This window comes from Nocardioides sp. NPDC092400 (assembly GCF_040684155.1).
Lineage (GTDB): Bacteria > Actinomycetota > Actinomycetes > Propionibacteriales > Nocardioidaceae > Nocardioides.
The window spans coordinates 695,986-714,587 of sequence record NZ_JBFBFJ010000001.1 but is presented as its reverse complement, the minus strand read 5'-3'; the positions used below and the strand labels follow the sequence as shown (position 1 = coordinate 714,587).

19 protein-coding genes are annotated in these 18,602 nt (G+C 72.9%); 3 read left to right on the top strand and 16 right to left on the bottom strand.

Features of this window, described 5'->3' with window-relative positions:
• Nucleotides 1-93: 93 nt before the first annotated feature.
• The 12 genes from AB0N29_RS03520 to rpsP all read right to left on the bottom strand — a co-directional run bounded on the left by AB0N29_RS03520 (nucleotide 94) and on the right by rpsP (nucleotide 9,987).
• Nucleotides 94-2,031 carry a TadE/TadG family type IV pilus assembly protein gene (locus AB0N29_RS03520; RefSeq protein ID WP_364864143.1) on the bottom strand — a complete coding sequence of 646 codons (1,938 nt, stop codon included), beginning with the start codon at nucleotides 2,029-2,031 and terminating at the stop codon, nucleotides 94-96.
• Entirely contained in the window at nucleotides 2,028-2,483 is a 456-nt protein-coding gene (locus AB0N29_RS03515) for a TadE/TadG family type IV pilus assembly protein (RefSeq protein WP_364864141.1), read from the bottom strand. Before AB0N29_RS03515 ends, AB0N29_RS03520 begins: the two co-directional genes overlap by 4 nt.
• 121 nt (nucleotides 2,484-2,604) lie before the next feature.
• Nucleotides 2,605-4,407 carry a pilus assembly protein TadG-related protein gene (locus AB0N29_RS03510; protein ID WP_364864139.1) on the bottom strand — a complete coding sequence of 601 codons (1,803 nt, stop codon included), beginning with the start codon at nucleotides 4,405-4,407 and terminating at the stop codon, nucleotides 2,605-2,607.
• Nucleotides 4,408-4,881 carry a TadE/TadG family type IV pilus assembly protein gene (locus AB0N29_RS03505; protein WP_364864137.1) on the bottom strand — a complete coding sequence of 158 codons (474 nt, stop codon included), beginning with the start codon at nucleotides 4,879-4,881 and terminating at the stop codon, nucleotides 4,408-4,410.
• A gap of 107 nt (nucleotides 4,882-4,988) precedes the next feature.
• Nucleotides 4,989-5,297, bottom strand: a complete 309-nt coding sequence (locus tag AB0N29_RS03500; protein WP_154612081.1) for a DUF2469 domain-containing protein — start codon at nucleotides 5,295-5,297, stop codon at nucleotides 4,989-4,991.
• Nucleotides 5,294-6,010: a ribonuclease HII gene (locus AB0N29_RS03495; RefSeq protein WP_364864134.1), complete on the bottom strand. Its 717-nt coding sequence runs from the start codon at nucleotides 6,008-6,010 to the stop codon at nucleotides 5,294-5,296. The genes AB0N29_RS03500 and AB0N29_RS03495 overlap by 4 nt, the downstream gene beginning before the upstream one ends.
• Nucleotides 6,011-6,025: 15 nt before the next feature.
• Entirely contained in the window at nucleotides 6,026-6,835 is an 810-nt protein-coding gene (lepB, locus tag AB0N29_RS03490) for a signal peptidase I (RefSeq protein ID WP_364864132.1), read from the bottom strand.
• Nucleotides 6,836-6,873: 38 nt separating this feature from the next.
• Nucleotides 6,874-7,227, bottom strand: coding sequence for a 50S ribosomal protein L19 (gene rplS / locus AB0N29_RS03485; RefSeq protein WP_302270578.1), 354 nt, complete (start codon nucleotides 7,225-7,227; stop codon nucleotides 6,874-6,876).
• Between the two features lie 185 nt (nucleotides 7,228-7,412).
• Nucleotides 7,413-8,567: a tRNA (guanosine(37)-N1)-methyltransferase TrmD gene (gene trmD / locus AB0N29_RS03480; RefSeq protein WP_364864129.1), complete on the bottom strand. Its 1,155-nt coding sequence runs from the start codon at nucleotides 8,565-8,567 to the stop codon at nucleotides 7,413-7,415.
• A 7-nt stretch (nucleotides 8,568-8,574) separates the two neighbouring features.
• Nucleotides 8,575-9,123, bottom strand: a complete 549-nt coding sequence (gene rimM, locus AB0N29_RS03475; RefSeq protein ID WP_302270577.1) for a ribosome maturation factor RimM — start codon at nucleotides 9,121-9,123, stop codon at nucleotides 8,575-8,577.
• A gap of 82 nt (nucleotides 9,124-9,205) precedes the next feature.
• The gene (locus AB0N29_RS03470; RefSeq protein ID WP_302270576.1) at nucleotides 9,206-9,448 is read right to left on the bottom strand and encodes an RNA-binding protein; all 243 of its coding nucleotides are present in this window, start codon (nucleotides 9,446-9,448) and stop codon (nucleotides 9,206-9,208) included.
• A gap of 5 nt (nucleotides 9,449-9,453) precedes the next feature.
• On the bottom strand, nucleotides 9,454-9,987 hold the full coding sequence (gene rpsP, locus AB0N29_RS03465; RefSeq protein ID WP_302270575.1) for a 30S ribosomal protein S16: 534 nt from the start codon (nucleotides 9,985-9,987) through the stop codon (nucleotides 9,454-9,456).
• A gap of 180 nt (nucleotides 9,988-10,167) precedes the next feature.
• On the opposite strand from rpsP, the gene AB0N29_RS03460 reads away from it, so the two are divergent.
• Complete coding sequence (locus AB0N29_RS03460) at nucleotides 10,168-10,788, top strand: hypothetical protein (protein WP_364864124.1); 621 nt, start codon at nucleotides 10,168-10,170, stop codon at nucleotides 10,786-10,788.
• On the opposite strand, the gene AB0N29_RS03455 is transcribed toward AB0N29_RS03460, so the two are convergent.
• From AB0N29_RS03455 to ffh, 3 genes are read right to left on the bottom strand one after another with little or no spacing between them, the layout of a single operon-like run.
• On the bottom strand, nucleotides 10,785-11,867 hold the full coding sequence (locus AB0N29_RS03455; RefSeq protein ID WP_364864121.1) for an amidohydrolase family protein: 1,083 nt from the start codon (nucleotides 11,865-11,867) through the stop codon (nucleotides 10,785-10,787). The two genes, AB0N29_RS03460 and AB0N29_RS03455, sit on opposite strands and share 4 nt — an antisense overlap.
• Before the next feature lie 22 nt (nucleotides 11,868-11,889).
• Complete coding sequence (locus tag AB0N29_RS03450) at nucleotides 11,890-12,261, bottom strand: NYN domain-containing protein (protein WP_364864118.1); 372 nt, start codon at nucleotides 12,259-12,261, stop codon at nucleotides 11,890-11,892.
• Nucleotides 12,258-13,826 carry a signal recognition particle protein gene (gene ffh, locus AB0N29_RS03445; RefSeq protein ID WP_364864115.1) on the bottom strand — a complete coding sequence of 523 codons (1,569 nt, stop codon included), beginning with the start codon at nucleotides 13,824-13,826 and terminating at the stop codon, nucleotides 12,258-12,260. Before ffh ends, AB0N29_RS03450 begins: the two co-directional genes overlap by 4 nt.
• Nucleotides 13,827-13,956: 130 nt before the next feature.
• Here ffh and AB0N29_RS03440 point away from each other — a divergent pair, with 130 nt between their 5' ends.
• Together AB0N29_RS03440 and AB0N29_RS03435 are read left to right on the top strand one after the other, a co-directional pair.
• On the top strand, nucleotides 13,957-16,149 hold the full coding sequence (locus AB0N29_RS03440; RefSeq protein WP_364864113.1) for a carbon starvation CstA family protein: 2,193 nt from the start codon (nucleotides 13,957-13,959) through the stop codon (nucleotides 16,147-16,149).
• Complete coding sequence (locus tag AB0N29_RS03435; protein WP_364864111.1) at nucleotides 16,146-16,328, top strand: YbdD/YjiX family protein; 183 nt, start codon at nucleotides 16,146-16,148, stop codon at nucleotides 16,326-16,328. Before AB0N29_RS03440 ends, AB0N29_RS03435 begins: the two co-directional genes overlap by 4 nt.
• A gap of 27 nt (nucleotides 16,329-16,355) precedes the next feature.
• Here the strand turns inward: AB0N29_RS03435 and AB0N29_RS03430 are convergent, their stop codons facing one another.
• Nucleotides 16,356-18,569: a [protein-PII] uridylyltransferase gene (locus AB0N29_RS03430; protein WP_364864109.1), complete on the bottom strand. Its 2,214-nt coding sequence runs from the start codon at nucleotides 18,567-18,569 to the stop codon at nucleotides 16,356-16,358.
• Nucleotides 18,570-18,602: the final 33 nt, after the last annotated feature.

Sequence of the window (18,602 nt, the reverse complement as noted above, 5' to 3'; positions counted from 1 at the left end):
AGGCTGCCGCGGACGGCTGGCGCTCGACCGGCCTCGAGGACCGCCGTGTGGACAAGCGTCGTCACCGACCCGCTGTGAGCGCCAGCTGGGCCGTCAGCGGACCAGGCGCCCCACTTTCATGCCCACCACCGGGTCGTAGGCCACCGTCGGCGCGGACGCCTCGATCGGGAGGGCGTCCTTGTTGAAGACGTAGACCTGGATGCCTTGGACCTGCCTGCCTCCCCCGTTCAGGACGATCCCGTTGGCCGCCGTCGCGTCCGACAGCCCTCGGGTGCTCACCGGCGACTCGTCGGTGACGAACGCCGGCACGAACTCGCGGATCGGCTGGAAGCCCTTCTGCACGCGGTCCGCGGCGTGGACCACCGGCACCCAGACGAACCGCGGCGACCGGATGACCGCCGGGTCCAGCATCGCGGGCGTCACGCCCGTCGCCTTGCTGATGTCGTCGAGGGAGGCCCCGCCCCGGAGGAAGCAGGAGAGGACGTCGTTGTTGATGGTCGCGCCGCCGTACGACACGTCCGACCGACCCTGGCACGTCGTGCTGCCCCGCTCGGCAGCGATGCGACCCGGCCGGGCCCCCACTCCGGTGAGGAACCCGGGGCCCAGCGGGGAGACCCGGTTGCCCGGAAGACCCGTGATGCAGTTCCGCCCGTCCTGGGACACGTCGTCGAGGCGGGCGCCGGGGATCGTCCTGGTGCCGGACCCGCACTCCTTGACCACGGCAGCTCCGCTCGCGAACCGGTAGGGCTCGAGCAGGTGGTCGAGGCCGGCGGCGATGTTCAGCGCGAGCGCGTCCGCAGTCCCCTCACCGCTCTTGCGCGGGCTGTCGAGCTGTCCGAAGTTGCCCCGCTGCTGCCCGACGCAACCGACCGCCGTCGACGCGGGCACGACGATCTCGGAGTCCATGCCGGCGCCGGTCGCCGGGAGGGGCGCGGGCGCAGGGGCAGGCGGTGCCGAGGCCGGCGGCGTCCCGTTGACGGTCAGCGTCTGGTGGTCCACCGAGATCTGCGGAAGCTTCCTGTCGTTCTTCTCCTGCACCACTCCGTAGACCCGCCACGTCCCGGGCGTGCCGGTGACCTCGGGTCCGATCGAGAAGGGGGGCACGATCAGTGGGTCGGTCCTGCCGACGTCCATCGCGGCGTACTCGTGCCAGGTGCCGTCAGGTGCCACGAACCGGATCGAAGCGCGGTCGATGTTGCTCGGGATCTTGGTCAGCCGCAGGTTGCTGACCGTCAGCGTCTGTCCCACCCAGGCGACGCTCGGGACGATCGGGCCCACGACGGTGTGGCCACCCTGCTGGACGTCGCTCGGGAGCACCGTCGGCGTCGCGGTCGGCGTCGCGGTCGGCGTCGCGGTCGGCGTCGCGGTCGGCGTCGCGGCCGGGGACGCCGTCGCGGCGCTCGGAGCCGACCGCGCGCTGGTCGCGGCCTCGTCCGCGTCGGCCGTGACCGTCGTGGAGCCGAACTTCCCCGGGCCGCTCCCCGGCGTCGCATCGAGCATGGCCGGGCCCAGCGCACACCCGCTCGGCAACCAGAACGGCAGCACGCTCTCGCCACGGGGGATCGACGAGAACACCTGCACCGTGGCGGAGCGCTGGACGTCCGTACCGCCCTGTCCGAGCGCTCCGGCCAGGCCGAAGTCGACGCGTGCCTGAGGAGCGGTGACGGAGAGCCGTACGCAGTCGGTCTGGCAGGGCGCTCCGTTCTCGTCCTGCAGGTGCACCTCGCCGTCGAGGACGGAGCCGTTGTGGAGGTCGCCCGGCAGGACCGTTCCCTGGCCGGAGGCGGCGTTGCGCACCAGGTAGGCCGCAGCAGCGGTCGTGATCGTCGCCAGGTCGGTCTCGGAGGCCGGCAGGAGGTGGCTCACGCTCAGTGCGGTCAGGTCGACCTGCTTCTGCACGGACCGCTCGCGCGCCCAGGCGTTGCCCAGGTCGACGGCGAGGGCGGCGACCCCGAAGAGGACGACGGCGAGGACACCGACCATCACCGCGACGGCTCCACCCTCGTCGCGGTGCGCCAGCCGCCTCCTCATGAGCACGCCTCGGGCGCGGACGGCACGAACTCGACCCGGGCCTCGGCGGTCGTCGACACCAGACCTCCGTGGAGGAAGGGCAGGAACGGCAGCTGGAGGTCGGCGGCAGGGAACTCCACGCGCACCTTGACGGTGTCGCCGACGTTGATGCCAGCAGGCATCGAGTCGACGTACGTGCGGGTGATCGAGGCGGCCTCCCCAGCGCCGTTCAGCGTCTCGACCTGCGACCGGACCGAGGTACGGAAGTCCACGCACCTCGCGGGCGTGCCGACAGCCGACTGGCGCGCGGCGTCGCGCGCGATGTCGCTGCCTCCCTGCAACGTCCAGAAGTACAAGCCGTACTGGACGATGCCGAAGACGAGCAGCAGCAAGAGCGGCAGCACGAGCGCGAACTCGACCGCAGCCGCTCCCCCCTCCTTGCCGCGGCGCTGCGTGAGCCGACGGCCGGTCAACCTGGTGCTCCTCCCTACGACCCCCGATGGTCCGAGACCAGGAGCGTAGGCATCTTTACCCGGGCCGACCGGGTCGCTAGTCCGGATGGACTAGGAGGAAGGTCCGGTCGGCGGACCGCCCTCAGCCGACCAGCTTGGGCACGCTGCAGCTGAGCGCGGGCCTGCTGTCGAGCACCACGTCGGACCCCCCGACGCGTGCGCCGGCGAGCGCGAGGAGCGGGTCGAGCAACGTGGCGGTGAGGCTGGCCGGGTTCGCCGGGTCGAAGAGCCGGGTGAGCCCGGACGTGAGGATGGCGTCGAGCAGCTTCGTCTGGTTGGCCGGCGAGATGTAGATGCCCGCGCCGAGCAGCCCTCCGAGGACACCCACGTGGGCGCTGATGTTGGCCCAGGTGCGCGACACCGACTGGAGGGTGGCGCTCCCGCTGCCCGTGTCGTAGGGCGTGTCGAAGGACCGGGGTGGGACGTCGACCCTCACGTCGACGTGCCCGTTCGCGCCCACCGCGACCCGGACCAGCACCTCGGCGTCCACGGCGATCACCGCCTCGGCGAGGCTCGGCAGTCCGAGGAAGGAGCCGTCCAGGACCTTCGCCCCCACCCGCGCGCGCAGCGGCGTCCGGACCGAGAGGGTCGCGACCCCGTTCTCGACGTCGACGACGATGCCGTCCGGCTGCCCACAGGTCACCGCCTTCAGCCTCGAGCTCGTCCCGGCGACGCTGAGGTCGATCGCGACGTGGTTCTCGGCAGTGATCTGCGCGGAGACGACGTTCTCGAGGAGGCCCTCGATGACCGGCGGCACGAAGCTCGTCGTCGTCGGTGCCAGGGTGCCGTCGACGTGGACGCCCAGCTGCTCGGTGTCGGACGCGACCCCGATGGTGGTGCCGTCCCCGGGAGCACCGCAGTACTGCCGGGGGCCCTGGACCAGCTTGGCCCGGAGGTTGACGTTGGCGAGGCCCGGGATCCCGGCGCCGAGATGGACGTTGGCGAGGTTGGTGCCGTTGACCGCGGACACGGCGCCTCCGACCAGGTCCAGGAGGTTCGCGGTGGCGCCCGCCATCGAGCCCGCCCCGCTCGAGACGCCGACCAGCTTGCCGAGCTGCACGCTGACGGTCGAGCTGGCGTTGGCCACGAGGACGTCGAGCACGTTCACGACGGCCGTGCTGGCGGGCTGGGCCAGTGCCCGGACGGCCACCAGGAGCTGCTTCATGGTCACCGTCGTCGTGGCGAGCTGGTCGACCGACCCGACGCCGAGCCGCACCGCGAGCTGGGTGAGGTCCACCGCGGCGGTTGCCAGGCCGGTGTAGCTCAACGCTGCGACCGCCGCGCCGTTGGAGAACGCTCCGGACTGCTCGGCGATCTTGCGGAGGACGGGGTCGAGCAGCGCGGAGTCGCCCGTGTCGACCTTGGTGGCCCAGGATCCCAGCTTGTAGCAGGCGAAGGACGACAACGACGCCGTGGCCGCTCTCGACACCTCGCCGCGACCGGTCGCGAAGGCGAAGTCGACCCCGTTCGACGCGGTCACCCGGACGGCGTTCGGGACCATCGACCCTGCGGTGACCGACGGCGACGACACCGTCGCCGAGCTCGTCGCGTAGCTGACTGCTCCCGCGGCAGTGAAGGTCCCGTCGACCACGCGACCGACCTCCACGCGGACGTCCGGCGCGCTGCCGAGCACCTTGTCGTCGTTGCGGGCCACCGCGTCCTTGACCGCAGCACGGAACGCGGTACTGGCGAGGACGGTCGCGGCGTCGTGGCCCGTCATCTCCCGGGAGAGGTCCAGGGCGACGATGTCCGACAACGCCTGCATGTCCCGTCTCGCCACCCTCTGCATCCCGAGGTCGACCGCGAAGGCGGCGACGAGCAGCAGGACGGTCATCGAGACGGCCACGAGGACCGTGACGCCTCCCTCGTCGGAACGGCGACGCACTCAGCTCACCCGTGCGGACGAGGTGTACGCGAGCCGGTCGGGGAGCACGGTGCCGAGCCCGGGGAAGGCAGGCGTCAACGGGTGTGCGCGGTAGGCGTAGTCCACGGTCACTGACAGGCAGAGCGGCGGGGCCGTACCGTGCCCGGCGCACGAGGCGGGAGCGGACACCGCACAGGTCCCCACCTGCGCGGAGCCTTTGACCAGCTTGCCCGCGGCGCACGTCACGCCGTACGAGCGCAGCCCCTCGTTGACCGCTTTCACGGCATCGCTCTCGCGCGAGGTCGCCACGGTCGAGACGGCCGCCGCCCGGGCTCCCTCGGCCGCCGCCTGGCTCAGCGCCTGGCGGAAGCTGAGCATGTACCCGTAGCTGATGATCCCGAAGACGAGCATCAGCAGCAGTGGGGCGACCAGCGCGAACTCCACGGCAGCGGCCCCGCGCTCGGTACGGCGCGTGCGTGCGCGTCTGCTCGTCACTGCTGGTCCCCTGGCGTGCGTGCCGCGGGCTGTCCCCACGACCGCCCGACCCCGCGACGACCATAAGACCGAGGCTTAGCACTTCGGGCCGAAATGACCCGTTCGGACTACGGCTTGGGCGGATCGATGTCCGAAGGTTGGAGCTCCTCGACGTTCACGTCCTTGAACGTGAGCACCTTGACGTTCTTGGCGAAGCGCGCCGGCCGGTACATGTCCCAGACCCAGGCGTCGGACATGGACACCTCGAAGAAGACGTCCCCGGCCTCGGTGCGGGCCTTCACGTCGACCTGGTTGCACAGGTAGAACCGGCGGTCGGTCTCGACGACGTACTTGAAGATGCCGACGACGTCGCGGTACTCGCGGTAGAGCGTCAGCTCCATCTCGGCCTCGTACTTCTCGAGGTCCTCGGCGCTCATGACAGGTCCTCCAGGGCCTCGACGGGTACGGCGTCCTCATTGTGCACGCGGTCGTCCGGCCTGAGCCCGGCCGCCCGGCGCACGTTGACGAACCGCATCCGGTGCACCGGCGACGGGCCGTGCTGCAGCAGCGCCGCGGTGTGGGTCTCGGTGATGTAGCCCTTGTGCGTCGCGAAGTCGTACGCCGGCCAGTCGGCGTCCATCTCGCGCATGATGCGGTCGCGGGTGACCTTCGCGAGGACCGAGGCCGCCGCGATGCACGCCGCGACCCGGTCGCCCTTCCAGACCGCCAGGCCGGGCACCCCCAGGCCGTCCACGGGGAACCCGTCGGTGAGCACGTACGCGGGAGGCACGTCGAGCAGGGCGACGGCCCGGCGCAGCGCCTCGACGTTCGCCACGTGCATGCCGAGCCGGTCGCACTCGTCGTGCGGGACCACGACGACCGACCAGGCCACCGCGCGCCGCACGACCTGGTCGTAGCAGCGCTCGCGCGCCCTCTCGGTCAGCAGCTTGCTGTCGGCCAGGCCCGGGACGATGCCGGCCTTCCCCGACGGGAGGATGCAGGCACCGGCGACCAGGGGCCCGGCGCAGGCGCCGCGGCCGGCCTCGTCGACCCCGGCGATCGGCTCGATTCCGTGCCGGCGCAGGGCGCGCTCGTAGCCGTAGATGCCGGCGTCACGCCGGACGGTCGAGCCACGTGGGAGGACGCTCACGGGTTCCCGGAGGGGTCAGGACGGGTCGGGCACGTCCGCGAACGCGTCGGGACGCCCCACCCAGTCGAAGCGGTCGGTGGGCCAGAGCAGCACGAACACCTTGCCGACCACGGAGTCCACCGGGACGTAGGGGTTCTCGGTGCAGTCGGTCTCCTGCTCGGGCAGGCACAGGTGCGCGCTGGAGTCGGCGGAGTGGCCGCGGTTGTCACCCATGACGAACAGCTGGCCCTCGGGCACGGGGCCGGCCGACCAGCTGCAGTTGCCGGTCATCGGTCCGCGGCAGTCGATGCCCTTCTCCTGCTTGACGTAGGCGTCCTCGTTCAGCGGCTTGCCGTTGACCGAGATCCGCCCCTTCTTGTCGCAGCAGGTGATGGTGTCGCCGGCGACGCCGACGACCCGCTTCACGAGGTGGCCGCCGGTCGGGTAGAGCCCGACCTTGGCCATCAGCGAGGTCAGCCCGTTGGTGGGCTCGGCGTCCTCGCTGTCGCTGAGCCAGCTGCCCGGGTCCTCGAAGACGACGACGTCGCCGCGCTGCGGCTCGCGGCCGAACCAGTAGGAGACCTTCTGCACCAGGATCCGGTCGTTCTTGACCAGCCCGGGCTCCATGGACTGCGAGGGGATGTAGAAGGCCTGGACGAAGAGCGCCTTGATGACCACGGCCAGCACCAGCGCGATGCCGAGCAGCAGGATCGTCTCCTGCCAGACCGGCAGGTGCTTGCGCTTCTTCTCGGCCGCCGCGCCGTCGGGAGACGACGAAGACCGCGACCCGTCCGGCGTGCCGACGGTGTCGTCGGCGGGATCGAGGTCGCGGTCTTCGGTGGTCACGCGCAGAGTCTAGGGAGGAGTGGCCCACCCGAGACGCATCAGGCCTCGCGGCGCTCCTTGATCTTGGCGGCCTTGCCGCGCAGGTTGCGCAGGTAGTACAGCTTCGCGCGACGGACGTCACCGCGGGTGACGATCTCGATCTGCTCGAAGATCGGGGAGTTCAGCGGGAAGGTGCGCTCGACGCCGACGCCGAAGGAGACCTTGCGGACGGTGAAGGTCCGGCCGATGCCGGAGCCCTGCACGCGGATCACGACGCCCTGGAACACCTGGACGCGGGAGCGGTTGCCCTCGACGACCTTGACGTGGACCTTGATGGTGTCACCGGCGCGGAAGGCCGGGACGTCGTCGCGCTTGGCGCTGTTGCCGAGCTCGGCCACCAGGTTGTTGCTCATGACTGCTCCTCGCGAGTGCCACAGGTCAGCCGCGGTTCGAGTGTTGACGGTGCGGGTGGCGCAGTGCGCGTGGCCGGCGGCGCAGGACTCCCCCTGTGGCAGGAGCCCGGCGCGGACCCCCCGGGTGTGTGCTCGGAGCGGTCCTTCGGCCGACTGGGCCGGTGGACCAGTCTGCCACAGCGCGATCAGCGGCCAGAAATCCGCTTGGTGAGCACCGCCGGGCCCGATCGCCCGTCGAGCACCTCGCGCAGGCGGAAGCCCGCCTTCTTGTACATCCGCAGGTTGTCGGCGCTGCCCTTGCCCGTGAAGAGGCGGTACGACGCGGCGCCGGCCGGCGCGACCGCCTCGACGTGCTCGAGCAGCAGCCGGCCCAGGCCGCGCCCGCGCAGGTCCGGGGCGACCATCAGCCGCCCGATCTCCCAGACGTCGCCGTCGAGCCGGCCGCGCACGGAGCCGACCAGCCGGCCGGCGACCCGCACCACGTAGGTGTCCCAGGTGGCCAGCGAGTCGGTGACGGTCGCCAGGTCCTCGTGCAGGGGCGGGATCCCGAGGTCGTCGTTGGCGATCGCCTCGCGGACCCAGCAGGCGAGCTGGAGGGTGAGGATCTCCGGGGCATCGGCGCGCACGGCGGGCACGACCTCCCACTCCCCCGCGACCGCGCTGCCGTGCAGCAGGTCCGGCCGGCGCTCGGCGGTGCGGCGTACCGCCTGCTCGTGGCGCCAGCGGGCGATCGCACCGTGGTCGCCCGACAGCAGGACGGGCGGCACGTCGTGGCCGCGCCAGCTGGCCGGCTTGGTGTAGACGGGGTACTCCAGCAGCCCGTCCTCGTGGGACTCCTCGACCAGCGAGGCGGCGTTCCCCATGAATCCGGGCAGCAGCCGCACGACGGCCTCGGTCACCGCGAGCGCAGCCACCTCGCCGCCGTTGAGCACGTAGTCGCCGATCGAGACCTCGCGGACCTCGGTGACGGTCCGGGCGTGGTCGAGGACCCGCTGGTCGATCCCCTCGTAGCGGCCGCACGCGAAGACCAGGCGCTCGCGGGTAGCCAGCTCGCGGGCCAGCTCCTGGGTGAACGGCTCCCCCGAGGGCGTCGTCACCACCACGGTCGCCCCCTCGACGGCCAGGTCGTCCAGCGCGGCGCCCCACGGCTCGGGCTTCATCACCATGCCGGCGCCGCCGCCGTACGGCGTGTCGTCGACGGTGCGGTGCCGGTCGTGGGTCCACGCGCGCAGGTCGTGCACGTGCACCTCGATCAGCCCCGACGCCACCGCCTTGCCCGGCAGCGAGAGCTGCAGCGGCGCGAGGTAGTCGGGGAAGATCGTCAGGTAGTCCAGCCGCACCGCCGGCTCACGCGTCCTCGGGCAGCGGCGTCACCAGGCCGGGCCGGTCGGCGACGACCACGCGTCGGGCCGCCAGGTCGACCTCGGGGACGAGGGCCTTGACGAACGGCACCAGCGCCTCGCGGCCCTCGGGCGTGCGGATCGTCAGCAGGTCCTGCGCGCCGCCGTGGACCAGCGCGGAGACCGTGCCGAGCTCGGTCCCCTCCAGGTCGTACGCCGCCAGGCCGATGAGCTGGTGGTCGTAGTACTCGTCGGGGTCGGCCGGGGTCTCGTCGGCGGGGATCGTCGCGTGCAGCACGATGCCGCGGGCGGCCTCGGCGGCGTTCCGGTCGGCGATCTCGGCGAAGGAGACCAGCAGCGTCGTCTGGTGCCAGCGCGCGCTCTCGACGGTCACCTCGCGCAGCGGGGAGGCCGAGCCGCGGGGCGGCTCGGCCCGCAGCCGGGCCCCCACGGCGTACCGCCGCTCGGGCTCGTCGGTGCGCACGTCGACCGTCACCTCGCCGCGGATGCCGTGCGGCTTGCCGATCCGCCCGACCACCAGCTCGATCGTCTCCACTGCTGCTCTCCTCCAGGGAATCGGTGAAAATGCGAACGGGTGCCGCCCCCACAGGGAGCGGCACCCGTCCGGAGTGCTGGACTCAGCGACGCCGGTCGACGTCGACGAAGTCGATCCGCGCACCCTCACGTCCGGCGAGCGCCGAGATGACGGTGCGGAACGCGGACGCCGTGCGGCCGCCGCGCCCGATCACCTTGCCGAGGTCGTCGGGGTGCACCAGGACCTCGAGGACCGAGCCGCGACGGAGCTGCTTGTCGCGGACGACCACGTCGTCGGGGTTGTCCACGACGCCGCGGACGAGGTGCTCGAGCGCGTCGGCCAGCATCGTGCTCAGGCCTGCTTGTCCGCGTCAGGACGCTCGGGGTCGGCGTCCGACTTGGTCTGGGCGGTCTCCACGGCCTCGGCCTCCTCGGTCGCACCCTCGGGGGTCTCGACGCCGGGGGTCACGTTGGCCTCGGGAGCGGCGGCCTCGGCCGACTTCTTCGCGGCCTTCTTGGTCGTCGCGTCGCCGCGGGGCTCGCTCTGAGCCTCCTTGAGCGCCTCGTTGAAGATCTCGAGCTTGTCCCGCTTGGGCTCGGCGTGGCGCAGGGTGCCCTCGGCGCCCGGCTCACCCTTGAACTTCTGCCAGTCGCCGGTGACCTTGAGGATGGCGGCGACGGCCTCGGTCGGCTGCGCGCCGACGCCGAGCCAGTACTGCGCCCGCTCGGAGGTGACGTCGATGTACGACGGGTCCTCCTTGGGGTGGTACTTGCCGATCTCCTCGAGGACGCGACCGTCGCGCTTCTTGCGCGAGTCGACGACGACGATGCGGTACTGCGGCACCCGGACCTTGCCCAGGCGCTTCAAACGGATCTTGACGGCCACAGCTGTGGTGTCTCCTCAGGATGTCGTGTGTGGTGAGGTGCACCGCCACCAGGTGGGGACCGGGTCGGGCTCCTCGGATGGGTCCAGCTGCGTCCGGGTGAGAGGGTCCGGGCGCGCAGGACTCAGCGGCGAAGTCTGCCAGAACGGCGTCCGCGCGGCGAAATCGGGCAGGGTGCGGGCATGAGCGTCCCGCCGGGCCCCCCGACACCCCCACCGTACGCCGCCGGGCCGGGCGCGCCGGACCCGCGCCGGCCCCGGCCGAGCGGCTGGTGGTTCGCAATGGGCGGCGCGCTCCTCGTGGCGGCCGTCGCGTCCGGGATCGGACTCCTGGTCTGGACCCTCTCGGGCTTCCTCGACACCGACGCCACGGTCTCCGGCGACGGCCGGCCCCACCTCGTGACGGTGGACGACGACCGCGACCGCGTGCTCTGGCTGCGCACCGACGACCCGACCGCCTGCCGGGTCGTCGACGCGACCACCGGGCAGGAGGTCCGCCTCGGGCCGGTGGGCGGGACCTTCGAGAAGTCCGACGGCAGCGGCGAGTGGACCGCCGACAGCCGGTTCCGCCCCGGTTCCGGAGAGCTCGAGGTCACCTGCGCCGCGGGCGGTGCGCCGGTGCAGGTGGGCCACGCCCCGGACGTGCGCGGGTTCGTGGGCGGGATCGTCGCGACGGTCGCCGTGCCCCTCGTCCTGGGGCTCGCCGGCCTGGTCGTCCTGCTCGTCACCGCCGTCCGCTGGGGGACGGGGCGCCCCCGGGGACCGACCCGCACCCTGGCCCGCACCGGCGGGCAGGTGCCCTAGACGGGCGCGCGACCGACGACGCGGCCCCGCAGCACGACGCAGACCGGCTCCCACAGCACGGTGGGGTCGGCGACGGGGTCGCGGTCGTAGACGACCAGGTCGGCGCTCGCGCCCTCCTCCAAGCCCGGGAACCCCAGCCATTCCCGGCCGCGCCAGGACGCAGCGGCGACGACGTCCTCGGCCGGCAGGCCCAGCTCGACCATGGCCAGGACCTCGCCGGCGAGCCAGCCGTGCCGCTGCGCGCCGCCGCCGTCGCTGCCGACGTACATCGCCACGCCCGCCTCGTGGGCCGACATCAGCACCTCCCGGCGCCGGGCGTGCAGGTCCTCCATCGTGGCCGCGTAGTCGGGGAACCGGTCGCGGCCCTGCTCGGCGAAGGTCGGGAACTTGGCCGTCTGCATCACGGTCGGCACCAGCGCCACGCCCCGCGACGCCATCTGGTCGAGCTGGTCGAGCGAGAGGCCCGTGCCGTGCTCGATGCAGTCGATGCCCGCGTCGAGCAGGCCCTGCAGCACGTCGCGGCCGAAGCAGTGGGCGGTCACCTTCGCACCCTCGGCGTGGGCGGTCGCGATCGCCTCGGCGAACGCCTCCGGCGGGAACGACGGCGCCAGGTCGCCCACGTCGCGGGAGATCCAGTCGCCGACCACCTTCACCCAGCCGTCGCTCCCCTGCGCCTCCCGACCGACGTACGTCGCGAGGTCGGCCGGCTCGACCTCGTGGGCGTAGCCCCGGATGTAGCGCTTCGTGCGCGCGACGTGCCGCCCGGCCCGCACCAGGCGTGGCAGGTCCTCGCGCTCCTGGACCCAGCGGGTGTCGGCCGGGGAGCCGCAGTCGCGCAGCAGCAGCGCGCCGGCGTCACGGTCGGCCAGCGCCTGGCCCTCGACCTCGGACTCCTCGACCGCGCCGTGGTCCTCGAGGCCGAGGTGGTTGTGGGCGTCGACCAGGCCCGGGACGATCCACCCGCGGGCGACCGTCTCCGCGCCGGCCTGCGGCTCGTAGGTGACCGTGCCGTCCACGACGTACAGGTCGCGGCTCCCGCCGTCGGGCAGGACCGGTCCGGAGAACCTCAACGCAGCCATGCCCCGACGCTAGCGGGCCGGCTCAGCCGATGAGGTCGAGGAGCCAGGAGGGCCCGACGGCGAGGGCGCCGACGCCCTCGACCCGCGCCTGCAGCATCCGGTCGGCGGTCACCACCGTGACCCGCTCGCCCCGTCCGGCCGCCGCCCGGGCCTCGGCGACGATCGTCTCGTCGCCGGAGCCCTTCGCGTGCACGGTGCGCACGTGCTGGTCGCGCCCGGGCCGGACGCCGCCCTTGGCCGCCCCCTCCAGCACGAGGACGACCACGTCCTGGGGCGTGTCCCCCACCAGCAGCTGCTCGTGCAGCCGGCGGGCGGCACCCGCCCGGTCCTTCCACCAGCCGTCCGGGCGGCTGCCCACCACGTTGGCGCCGTCGACCACCAGCGTGGTGGTCACTTGAGGAACTTCGAGAAGTCCTTCGGCAGGTCGAGGGCGGCAGCGGCCTGCTCGTAGTCCACGTCCGCACCGCCGGGGGTGCCGAAGGGGTTGGCGGCCGCGGCGGCGGCTGCCTTCTCCTTCTCGGCGGCCGCCTGCTGGGCGGCCTTGGCCGGGTTGCCGGACCGCTTGGCGCCCTTGCCCTTCTTCTGCTGCGGCTTGGCCTTGCCCTTCTTGGGACCGCCCATGCCGGGCATGCCCGGCATGCCGGGGATCCCGCCGCCGCGCGCCATCTGCATCATCATCTTGCGCGCCTCGAAGAACCGGTCGACGAGCTGGTTGACGTCGGAGACCTGGCGGCCCGACCCCTTCGCGATGCGCGCCCGGCGCGAGCCGTCGATGATCTTGGGGTTGGCCCGCTCGGCCGGCGTCATCGACTGGATGATCGCCTGGATTCGGTCGATCTCGCGCTCATCGAAGTTCTCCAGCTGCTCGCGGAACTGGCCCATCCCGGGGAGCATCCCCATGATCTTCGACATCGAGCCGAGCTTGCGGACCTGCTGCATCTGCTCGAGGAAGTCGTCGAGGGTGAACTCGCCGCCCTGGCCGCTGAGCTTCGCGGCCGCCTTCATGGCCTGCTCGGAGTCGAAGGCCTTCTCGGCCTGCTCGATCAGGGTCATCACGTCACCCATGTCGAGGATGCGCGAGGCCATGCGGTCGGGGTGGAACAGGTCGAAGTCGGTCATCTTCTCGCCGTTGGAGGCGAACATGACCGGCTTGCCGGTGATCGAGGCGATCGACAGCGCCGCGCCACCGCGGGCGTCGCCGTCGAGCTTGGTGAGGACGACGCCGTCGTACCCGACGCCGTCGAGGAAGGCCTGGGCGGTGGAGACGGCGTCCTGGCCGATCATCGCGTCGACGACGAAGAGGACCTCGTCGGGCGAGACCGCGTCGCGGATGTCGGAGGCCTGTTGCATCAGCTCGGCGTCGACGCCGAGGCGGCCGGCGGTGTCGACGATGACGACGTCGTGCAGGCGGCGCTTGGCCTCCTCGATCGACGCGCGGGCCACCGCGACGGGGTCGCCCACGCCGTTGCCGGGCTCCGGCGCGAACACCGGGACGCCGACCCGCTCGCCGTTGACCTCGAGCTGGCGCACGGCGTTGGGGCGCTGCAGGTCGCAGGCCACGAGGAGCGGGGTCTTGCCCTGCTCCTTGAGCCAGAGCGCGAGCTTCGCGGCCAGGGTCGTCTTGCCGGCGCCCTGGAGGCCGGCGAGCATGATCACGGTCGGGCCGCTCTTGGCGTACCGCAGGCGGCGCGTCTCGCCGCCGAGGATCGTCACGAGCTCCTCGTTGACGATCTTGACGATCTGCTGGGCGGGGTTCAGCGCCTGGCTGACCTCCTCGCCGCGGGCGCGGTCCTTGACCGCGGCCACGAACTCCTTGACGACCGGGAGCGCGACGTCCGCCTCGAGCAGGGCGATCCGGATCTCGCGGGCGGTGGCGTCGATGTCGGCCTCGGAGAGCCGACCCTTGCCCCGGAGGTTCTTGAAGGTGTCGGCGAGCCGGTCGGAGAGGGTGGCGAACACGTGAATCCTGACGATCGGTGACGGGTACGACGGGTGGTCGGACACCCAAATCCTAACCGGGTGCCGTGGCTACCCTCCGCCCGCTCGGCGTGCGAGGGTGAGCGCAGTCACTCGGGACAGGAGCACCCCCATGAGCACGGCCACCGACGTCCGCCAGCCCACCCGTCCGCCGCACCGCCGCGACCCCCGGTCGATCGCCCTCTGGGCCGCCGTGGGCGTCGTCGGCGCCGTCTGCTGGGCGGTCCTCGCCCTGTCCCGGGGCGAGGACGTCTCGGCGCTGTGGATGCTGTTCGCAGCGCTGTGCTCCTACGCCATCGCCTACCGGTTCTACGCACGCTTCATCGCCCGGAAGGTGCTCGAGGTCGACGACACCCGGGCCACGCCCGCCGAGCGGCTCGACAACGGCGTCGACTTCGAGGTCACCGACCGCCGGGTGCTCTTCGGCCACCACTTCGCGGCCATCGCGGGCGCAGGGCCGCTCGTCGGGCCGGTCCTGGCCGCCCAGATGGGCTACCTGCCGGGGACGATCTGGATCGTCGCCGGCGTCGTCGCGGCCGGCGCCGTCCAGGACATGGTCGTGCTCTTCTTCTCGATGCGCCGCGACGGCCGGAGCCTGGGCCAGATGGTCCGCGACGAGGTCGGGTTGGTCGGCGGTGTCGCGGCGCTCATCGCGGTGTTCGCGATCATGATCCTGATCCTGGCGGTGCTCGCGCTGGTGGTGGTCAACGCGCTGGCGGAGTCCCCGTGGGGCGTGTTCTCGATCGGGCTCACCATCCCCATCGCCCTGCTGATGGGCTTCTACCTGCGCTACCTGCGCCCGGGGCGCGTCCTGGAGGTCACCGCGATCGGCGTGGTGCTGCTCCTGCTCGCGATCGTCGGCGGCGGCTGGGTCGACGGCTCGTCGCTCGGCGACGACCTGACTCTCTCCAAGGAGACGCTGGTCATCTGCCTGGTCGTCTACGGCTTCGTCGCCTCCGTGCTGCCGGTGTGGATGCTGCTGACCCCGCGCGACTACCTCTCGACGTTCATGAAGGTCGGCGTGATCGTGCTCCTCGCGGTCGGCCTGGTCATCGCCGCGCCGTCGATCCAGGCCGACGCGGTGACGTCGTTCGCCACCGACGGCGACGGGCCGGTCTTCTCCGGCAAGGTCTTCCCGTTCGTGTTCATCACCATCGCCTGCGGCGCCCTGTCGGGCTTCCACGCGCTGATCTCCTCGGGCACGACGCCGAAGCTGATCGCCAAGGAGAGCCAGGTCCGGATGATCGGGTACGGCGGCATGCTGATGGAGTCCTTCGTGGCCATCAGCGCGCTGATCGCCGCGGTCGTCATCGACCAGGGGCTCTACTACTCGATGAACGCCCCCGCCGGCGCCACCGGAGGGACGGTCGAGAGCGCCGCCCAGTTCGTCGCCGGGCTCGGCTACACGATCACCCCCGACCAGCTGGCCGCGGCCGCGGCGGCCGTCGAGGAGGAGTCGCTCATCTCGCGCACCGGCGGTGCGCCGACGCTGGCCTTCGGCCTCTCCCAGGTCTTCTCCGAGGCGTTCGGCGGAGGGCTCCAGGCGTTCTGGTACCACTTCGCGATCATGTTCGAGGCGCTCTTCATCCTGACCGCCGTCGACGCCGGCACCCGCGTGGGCCGGTTCATGCTGCAGGACACCGTCGGCAACGTCTGGAAGCGGTTCGGCGACACCTCGTGGCGGCCGGCCTCCTGGATCGCCAGCGCCGTCGTCGTCGGCGCGTGGGGCTCGATGCTCTACATCGGCGTGACCGACCCGCTGGGCGGGATCAACCAGCTCTTCCCGCTCTTCGGCATCGCCAACCAGCTGCTCGCCGCCATCGCGCTCGCGCTGTGCGTCACCCTGCTCATCAAGCACGGGAAGCTCCGCTACGCCTGGGTCCCCGGCATCCCCCTCGTCTGGGACCTGGTCACGACCATGACCGCGAGCTGGCAGAAGGTGTTCTCCGACAACCCGGCGATCGGCTACTTCGCCCAGGCCGACCGCTACCGCGAGGCACGGGACGCCGGTGAGGTGCTGGCCCCGGCAGCCGACGCCGGGCAGATGGACCAGGTGGTCTTCAACTCCACGCTCAACGGGGTGCTGCAGGCGGCCTTCGCCGTGCTCGTCATCGTGGTCGTCGCCAACGCCGTGGTCGTCTGGGTGCGCGCCGCCCGGGCCGGCGGCCTGCCGACCACGGAGGTGCCGCACACCCCCTCGCGGATCGTCGCACCGGCCGACTTCTTCCCCACCGCCGAGGAGAAGGAGGCGCTGCGCGCCTGGGAGGAGTCCCGGCGAGCCGAACCGGTGGGGGGCCGACGATGACGGGGCGAGGCGTCCTCGGCGAGGTCCGGTGGTACCTCAGGGAGGTCACCGGCGAGTCCCGGTGGGAGGCCTACCTGGCGCGGTGCGAGCGCGACGGCGTCCAGCCGATGACCCGTCGCGAGTACGAACGGCACCGCTCGGACCTCCGCGAGCACAACCCCCAGTCGCGCTGCTGCTGACCGTCGCGGTCGGTCGGCGCGGGGCCGCTACTCCCCCGACAGCGCCGCCCGGACGGCGTGGGCCGCCTCGGCCGCGCGGCCGTCCGGCAGCGGCCCGGCGTCGACCTCCTGGACGTAGAAGACGTCGACCGCCTGCGGCCCCAGGGTGTCGACGTGCGCCGATCGCACCGCCACCCCCAGCCGCGCCAGCGCCGCGCAGACCAGGTGCACGACGCCGGGCCGGTCGGTCGCCCGGACCTCCAGGACGGTCGACTGCTCGGAGGCCTCGGGGCGCACCGCGACGGTCGGCGCCAGCACGTCCGGGCCGGCCGGCCGCAGCCGGGCGGCCGCGTCGACCGAGCCCGAGCGGACGGCGTCGTACCGGGTGCGGAGGACGGCGGGGTCCAGCCCCTGCGCGCCGACCTCCCAGATGCTGACCGCGTGCTGGTCCTGGGACCAGGCGCGGGCGGCGCGCACGGGCAGGCGCTGCAGGGCGAGGACACCGGCGAGGTCGGCGAGGAGGCCCACCCGGTCGGGTGCAACCACCGTGACCCGCGAGCCGTCGGCCAGCTCCTCGACCTCGACGGAGATCCCGCCGCGGCGCACCTCCTCCGGCACGGGGACCTCGTCGGCGACGACGGGCGGCGGCGCCGACCCGCTGTCCAGGGCGGCCCGGGCGCGGCGCGCCAGGTCGAGCACCAGGCCGGCGCGCCAGGACGACCAGGCCTTGGGGGACGTCGCCTTGGCGTCGGCCTCGGTGAGCGCGGTCAGCAGCGACAGCGCCTCGACCGACCCGACCCGGGAGGTGACCAGCTCGACCGTCGCGGGGTCGTCGGGGTCGCGGGTCGTGGCGGTCTCGGCGAGCAGCAGGTGCCAGCGCACGAGCGTGCCGACCAGGTCCACGGCGGCCTCGTCGAACCCCATCCGCCGCGCGATGTCCCGGGCGATCGGCTCGCCGGCCACGCTGTGCTCGGTCAGGCTGCCCTTGCCGATGTCGTGCAGCAGCGCGGCGACCATCAGCACGTCGGGGCGGGCCACCGACCGGATCAGGCCGGAGGCCTCCACGCAGGTCTCGACCACGTGCCGGTCGACGGTGTAGCGGTGGATCGCGGAGGCGTGCGGGAGCAGCCGGATGCGGTCCCACTCCGGCAGGACCGCCCCCAGCGCGCCGGTCTCCTCCAGCGTCTCCCAGGTGTCGAGCAGCCCGCGCCCGGAGGCGAGCATCCGCACCAGCAGCTGGCGGGCCTCGGGGGGCCACGGGTCGGGCAGCGGCGCGCACTCCCGCGCCAGGCGGGCGGCGGTCGGCGGTGCGAGGACGACGTCGCGCTCGGCGGCGTGCGCGGCCGCGCGCAGCAGCAGCACGGGGTCCTGGGCCGGTCGCGCCCGGCCGTCCAGCACCACCTCGCGCCCGGCCATCGCGACCCCCTCGGCCAGCGGGGTCAGGGCCGGTCGGCGCGCGCCGACCGCGGCGGGGCGGGCCAGGTAGTCCTCGACGCGGCGCCAGGTCAGCCGGGACAGGTGGGTGATCCGCCGGCCGAGCTCGCGGACGTGCACCTGCGCGGCGCGGGCGTCGGGTAGCTCGAGGCGGGTGGCCAGCTCGGCCCACATCTCCGGGACCACCCGGTCGCTGGGCCGCCCGGCGACGTCGTGGACGAGGTCGCGGACGTCGAGCAGCGCCAGCCGGACCCGCTCGAGCTCGACGTGGGGGACGTCGACCAGCCAGGTGGCCACCAGCGCTCGCAGCACGGTGGCGTCGCGGATCCCGCCCTCGGCCTCCTTCAGGTCCGGCACCGAGACGTGGGCGAGCTCGCCGACCAGGTCGTGGCGCGCGCGGACCAGCCGCTGCACCTCCGGCAGCCGTTCCCGGGCACCGCGGCGCCACTGGGCGAGCATCGTGGTCCGCAGGCGCAGCGACAGCCCGGGGTCGCCCGCGAGGTGGCGCACGTCGAGCAGGCCGAGCGCGACCTTGAGGTCGGCCTCGGCCGCGGTGACCATCTCCGGCAGCGCCCGCACCGAGTGGTCCACGCGGGCCCCGGAGTCCCACAGGGGGTACCAGAGCTGCTCGGCCACCTCGCCGGGGTCGACCCCCTCGTCGTGGACCAGGACCACGTCGAGGTCGGAGTGGGGCGCCAGCTCGGAGCGGCCGTACCCACCGACGGCGACGAGCGCCATCCCCGCATCGGGACCGCCGACGCCGTCGTAGGCCTTGACGCACAGCGCGTCGGCGTCGGCGGTGCGGGCGGCACGGTCGGCGGCGGTCACGGCGTCCTGGGGCCGGCGGGGAGGACCGTGCCG

What these genes read in the sequence shown, in the direction of transcription:
- AB0N29_RS03470 (WP_302270576.1), bottom strand. Translation starts at nt 9,448, where the DNA reads ATGCTGGCCGACGCGCTCGAGCACCTCGTCCGCGGCGTCGTGGACAAC.
- AB0N29_RS03435 (WP_364864111.1), top strand. Translation starts at nt 16,146, where the DNA reads ATGACGGGGCGAGGCGTCCTCGGCGAGGTCCGGTGGTACCTCAGGGAG.
- AB0N29_RS03455 (WP_364864121.1), bottom strand. Translation starts at nt 11,867, where the DNA reads ATGGCTGCGTTGAGGTTCTCCGGACCGGTCCTGCCCGACGGCGGGAGC.
- AB0N29_RS03500 (WP_154612081.1), bottom strand. Translation starts at nt 5,297, where the DNA reads ATGAGCGCCGAGGACCTCGAGAAGTACGAGGCCGAGATGGAGCTGACG.
- AB0N29_RS03440 (WP_364864113.1), top strand. Translation starts at nt 13,957, where the DNA reads ATGAGCACGGCCACCGACGTCCGCCAGCCCACCCGTCCGCCGCACCGC.
- AB0N29_RS03460 (WP_364864124.1), top strand. Translation starts at nt 10,168, where the DNA reads ATGAGCGTCCCGCCGGGCCCCCCGACACCCCCACCGTACGCCGCCGGG.
- rplS (WP_302270578.1), bottom strand. Translation starts at nt 7,227, where the DNA reads ATGAGCAACAACCTGGTGGCCGAGCTCGGCAACAGCGCCAAGCGCGAC.
- AB0N29_RS03520 (WP_364864143.1), bottom strand. Translation starts at nt 2,031, where the DNA reads ATGAGGAGGCGGCTGGCGCACCGCGACGAGGGTGGAGCCGTCGCGGTG.